Source organism: Alicyclobacillus suci (genome assembly GCF_017329615.1).
GTDB lineage: Bacteria > Bacillota > Bacilli > Alicyclobacillales > Alicyclobacillaceae > Alicyclobacillus > Alicyclobacillus suci.
This window is the reverse complement of sequence record NZ_JAFMTW010000086.1, coordinates 1-4,896: the sequence shown is the minus strand read 5'-3', so window position 1 is coordinate 4,896 and position 4,896 is coordinate 1. Positions and strand designations below refer to the sequence as shown.

The window sequence follows — 4,896 nt, the reverse complement described above, 5'->3', positions numbered from 1 at the left end:
CATCTACTAGCAGTGGGAGCGATACCCATGAGTACTCTTTCGTCGTCGGATCCTGAATGCGTTCGCGGATGGATGGCTGAACTGTTACTGTCTGCTCTTGTGGATTGAAAGATTGAATGATCCCTGGGCACCCTACGCGAAGGTTCGTCGAAGTGATGTCCATCAGCATTCTGTAAAGCTCGTTTTGACTGTTTGGGAGGACTTCGTAAATAGATAAAGTCACAAGATCACCACCTTACGTCCATGGATTTTGCGTGGTTGAGTTAATCATTCCCGGTATACCACCTGCCTGACTCACGGTTGTACAGTTTGTGTACCAATCTGTACCACGTGTGTCTCCGACATGTTCAATCCCTACAACGCGGTATATCCCCGCCGAATCAAGCGCACGCGGAACATCACCTATTTGATATGTTTGGGCTTGTACTAAACTGTTGTCGATATGCACAAGAGAACCGATTGTTATAGCAGGGTTAAGCAAACATTGAAATGACACACCTAAGTCACTTTGTGTTGGTTGTCCAATAAGGCCAGATGATGGCGTTAATTCAATGATTTCACCTTTCGGTGGATCAGAAGCATGAATAAGATTAATAGCACCATTATTGGCATTGAACGTCATGTTGTTGCCCTGGGCAATCTGCCTTATGTAATCGCGAGTCATGCCGAATACGGCTTTCCCGCGTGGCAATGTTGCCGTGCTAAGCTGCGGCGAAATATCCCCGAGCGGCGTCGGTACCGTCGCTTGACTGGCCAAATTCTCAAGCAAACTTCGTGCCGACTGACCTCGCGCGACGGTGAAATTGGAGAATGACTGAGTAAGTAGTGAATTAGCAGCAAGAGCGTTTATTGTAAGTCTATAGGTTACGTTGTCTGCCTTGTCCCGTATTGGTTCAACGACTTCTCCGTCAAATATGACACCGTACTGCGAACCGTCATATCCAGCTTCGACAACGACTCGATCTCCGTAATTGAGCAAGAAGTTTTCCGTTGCAGGGTTTAGATTGTAAATCACTATCTGCGAAAACGGTGGCGGTTGATTCACGACGTACTGGATATCAAACGTACAGTGCAGATCTGATACATCGAGTGCGATGCCGCTGCTGTTGCTCACGATGACGCGATACCTACGCCCGTACAGGATATCGCCTGTCCGCTGACTGTTGGCGACAACACTGTAGTTCGTTGCCGGAAAACTAACTTGGTTAGAAATTGTACTTTGAGTTGATGCAGAGGGATAAGATGAAGCAGATGAAGAACTAACTGACACGGACGAAAAATTGAACGGGTTGCCATTCACGTATGAGTTGTACCACTGTTGAGCATAGGTAACGCGTTGGTCCATCATTGCGCCGGACCCCGCGACTTCGTAATACTCCTCGAAGAATTCCGTGGCCGCAGTAACGCTCATGGCGTTAAACGCACTCATACCGCCAATCTTAGCAAGCGCGCTCGTCCAGGCAGCATCTCCGCCGGTCATTTCGTACCAAGCAAACGTAAGCTGGCCGGTAAGCGATGTCCAATCAAGGCCATGTGACTGACAATACGATTGCAAGTTCGTATATCGGTCACCAAGCCATTGCGCGAGACCATATGCCCCACTCGATGGATTGACCGCCGTCGGGCTTAAACTTGACTCCTGCTGCCAGTTTCCCATAATCCCTGCGATTGCCGCAGCACTAAGACCTTTGCTCGCTAAGAAGTTCCATATTGCCGCAGCGTTACCCGACCCCGAAACTGGTTTTGTAGCCATTTGTCCACCTCTTATGTGTCCGTATCCGACCACACGAGCACGAAGTCTGTGCCGAGGTCTGAGAAACTTGGATTGTCAGGTAAGCCGGTATTTGCAGTTGGCACAACATAGGCGCTGCCAATGCCGAGATATTGGTACTGCCGCAATAAATTTGCTGCTGGATATGCTCCTGTAATGACCGGCACCGCATCGAGTAACAGATTGTTGTTTGCGCCAGTAATGGACATGAACCAATATCCACCGATGCTGTTCCATGTCAAATTGAAGGTGAGCGTTACGTTGCCAGAGTCAACCGGCAGCGTGCATGTGACAGTTTGGTTTGTCCCTGATGAGATGGGAACGATAACACTCGCCAACACTTTCACCTCCAAATAAAAAAGCCACCCGAAGGTGGCTAAACAAGCATATGTTATTGCAAAAACGAAAAACTCTGCTTTGACCCAAGAAGTCCTGTGTCTACGACCAAATGAAACACTTGCATATCATCATTGGTATATTTAGATGGCATGTCAAAAATCACAAAACCCGTAGAACTTACGCCAGGATTTAAAGTTTCTGTAAGGAAATTATTAGTTTCATTTGCTTGAATATCAGCATCAACATCAGGTGAGTAGGAATTTGAGTCGCCACGAACGTCCGTAGGACTAACAATCTTGAACATAGAGTCACTAATAGTTTGAGGATTTGAACCATCATTTTGGACGGTCACTGATACTCCCCAATACATTCCGTTTGCTGTGTCGGTTCCAACATATTTAAATTGCTTCACGTTATTTATTGTAATTTCTAAATTACCGACTTTCGATGGCTGGCCTAGATGTGGATATGACTCCAAAGCTTTTAAGTCTGATTGAGCCGTTGTTGTTGCATTGGTTGTTGATTGCATATCCGAATCAACCGAGTTTGTATGCGATTGTTTAGTTTGTTTATTATTCACCGTTGATGTTGCTTTACCAGAAACGGAATTCGTGTCCGCTTGTTCAATTGTTGTAACACTAGTTGGTAAATCTTCGTTATGTGAATCAGCAGCAATCACCTTTACAGTAGACAGCAGTATGACTACTGACCATAAAATTCCTACTGCCCGAAAAAACAATGAAGATTTTCTCCACCGTACAGCCAGCATGATGTATGGTATAAAAATCCAACCAAATATTTTTGCTAATATCACCCTGAACACCCCCATACTAATAGAGTATCCTATATGGAGGTTCATTTTGGAATATTACAGATAGATCATCCAGCCTTTTTCCCATTGATAAGTCCATCTAAAATCGAAAGTAACGATGGCGGCACACTCTGAGGCTGTTGTTTCCCCTTCTGTGAAGTATCGGTCACCGCAGGGTTAGAACTAATCTGCACGGTAGTTACTGTCGCCACCAGCAGTTCTTGCATGTCGACCGTAACCTTCAATCCGTGGGTCGTCGTGTAATCATCAGGGACCGTGATGGTTTCAATCAGCATGTTTTGATACAGCCCCAGCCTTGTGTACACCTGGATGGGCACACGCAGCTGCTGTAGTTGTTTCAGGATGGTATACGCCTGGACAGAACGCGATGACCCACCCGAGAATTGCCCGGGTATAAAGCTCTGCGCCACGTCAGTCATACCGATGTTCATTGACAACGTGCGAGGCTGCAGATATGCGTAGTCTGAGATGGATGACCCGGCTTGCACCGGATGGCTGGTGATGGTCAATGTACTCGTGTGAGTGGTTTGCAAAACCGCATCAAAGAACCATCCGCCGATGTTTGTCTTCGCGTACACGTAGCTTTTGATGTTTGGCGCGGTAAGGTCCAGAATGGGTGAAGTGCCGCTACCTGAAGTCGAAGGATTAGTAGACGTGAACTGCCATACACCGCCGACATTCTTCGGATTCGGCATGATGGTTGGAATAGAAGACCACTCAATATATGTGTTCGACCCATCAAACACTTGTGGTGGCTTGACTCCGCCGATCTCCACATCCCCGGCAGCGGTCTTCGTCAAATTAGCCCCAGTGTCCCGAGCAACCGTCCAGATAAGATAGGTAACTCCACTGACAGCTACGGCTAAGTACTTTTTCCCGTCGACCGTGGCGCTGACCGCTGGATAGTGAGCCAACCTTATCCCTCCTTGGTCACTGCACGACACTCTTGAGCGTGTGCATGTGCATGTTGTAGCTATTTGTTACGGCTTTAGCCGCTGCTTGCGGGCTCGAACTTGAAATATTGTTTGTTAGTGGGGCATTTACCGTCACGTTCTTGGTGGATGTTGTTGACGACCCTTGGAACATATACGGATAGGATGGAGGCCCAACCGTAGGACCCATGGCGCCAGCTACACTTGATTGCGAAATGATCCCCGCATTAGCGAGATTTTGTCCTGTCCACATGTTCTGAATGACTTGACCGGCGGCTTTCCAGTCTCCGTGCAAGGCATCTCCGACGAGATTGACTAAACTGCCAATCTCCTCGATGGCCCCAGCGACAATTTTAATGGCGCCAATACACAGATCGGCAATCAGTTGAAAGAAGTTCTGCATATTGCTTTGGCCAGTACTATTGTTGAACAAACCGAACAAATGGCCTATACCTGTAATGACATTCCCTAGTGCTTTAGCCACATCGGTTAACGCAGTCCATAGACTTTTTACTGCACCCGCAAAATCCTTGATAGTTCCATTCTTCTTAAACACATCGAATAAGTTTAGGGCATCCTTACCGACGATTTTGAATGTGTTGTCCAACCACTCAAATGATTGTCGTATTGCATTCGCTATATCAGCGCCAATGCCCATTTGTTTTATGGCGTTTGTGACTTTAATGACCCACGCCCACAATCCGGGGAGTGCTGATTTCGTTGGGTCTTGCAGATACGTCTCAAAATCATCGAGAAGCAGGATAGCGCCACCAATAGCCTCCATAAACATCATGAATGGATTGGATATCGAGAAGATAGCCAATGCGGCAGCGATACCTTTTGCCCACCCTGGGACATACTGCAGAAGCTTCTGTAGCCAATTCCAGACCTGCCCGAGAGCTTGAACGATGTAAATGCCCGCTTGCATGAACGACGCCATGACTTCGGCGACTTTCTTCGTCCACGTCGGCATGTTCTTGACGATCACGTCGTTTATGGACTGCAGGACGTTCTGCACATTC

6 protein-coding genes are annotated in these 4,896 nt (G+C 47.3%); all 6 read right to left on the bottom strand.

What is annotated here, in order from left to right; all coding sequences use genetic code 11:
- Positions 1-223 (bottom strand): Gp138 family membrane-puncturing spike protein (locus J3482_RS19465; protein WP_206922999.1); only part of this gene is annotated, 223 nt, incomplete at its 3' end.
- Between the two features lie 12 nt (positions 224-235).
- Entirely contained in the window at positions 236-1,753 is a 1,518-nt protein-coding gene (locus tag J3482_RS19460; RefSeq protein WP_206922998.1) for a phage protein, read from the bottom strand.
- Between the two features lie 11 nt (positions 1,754-1,764).
- Positions 1,765-2,109, bottom strand: coding sequence for a phage baseplate plug family protein (locus J3482_RS19455; RefSeq protein WP_206922997.1), 345 nt, complete (start codon positions 2,107-2,109; stop codon positions 1,765-1,767).
- Positions 2,110-2,162: 53 nt separating this feature from the next.
- On the bottom strand, positions 2,163-2,924 hold the full coding sequence (locus J3482_RS21680; protein WP_206922996.1) for a DUF4352 domain-containing protein: 762 nt from the start codon (positions 2,922-2,924) through the stop codon (positions 2,163-2,165).
- 65 nt (positions 2,925-2,989) lie between these two features.
- Complete coding sequence (locus J3482_RS19445; RefSeq protein ID WP_206922995.1) at positions 2,990-3,856, bottom strand: phage baseplate protein; 867 nt, start codon at positions 3,854-3,856, stop codon at positions 2,990-2,992.
- 16 nt (positions 3,857-3,872) lie between these two features.
- On the bottom strand, positions 3,873-4,896 hold a 1,024-nt coding region (locus J3482_RS19440), incomplete at its 5' end, for a hypothetical protein (protein ID WP_206922994.1).

Excerpts from the sequence above, each read along its gene's own strand:
- J3482_RS19460 (WP_206922998.1), bottom strand. The coding sequence starts at position 1,753 with ATGGCTACAAAACCAGTTTCGGGGTCGGGTAACGCTGCGGCAATATGG.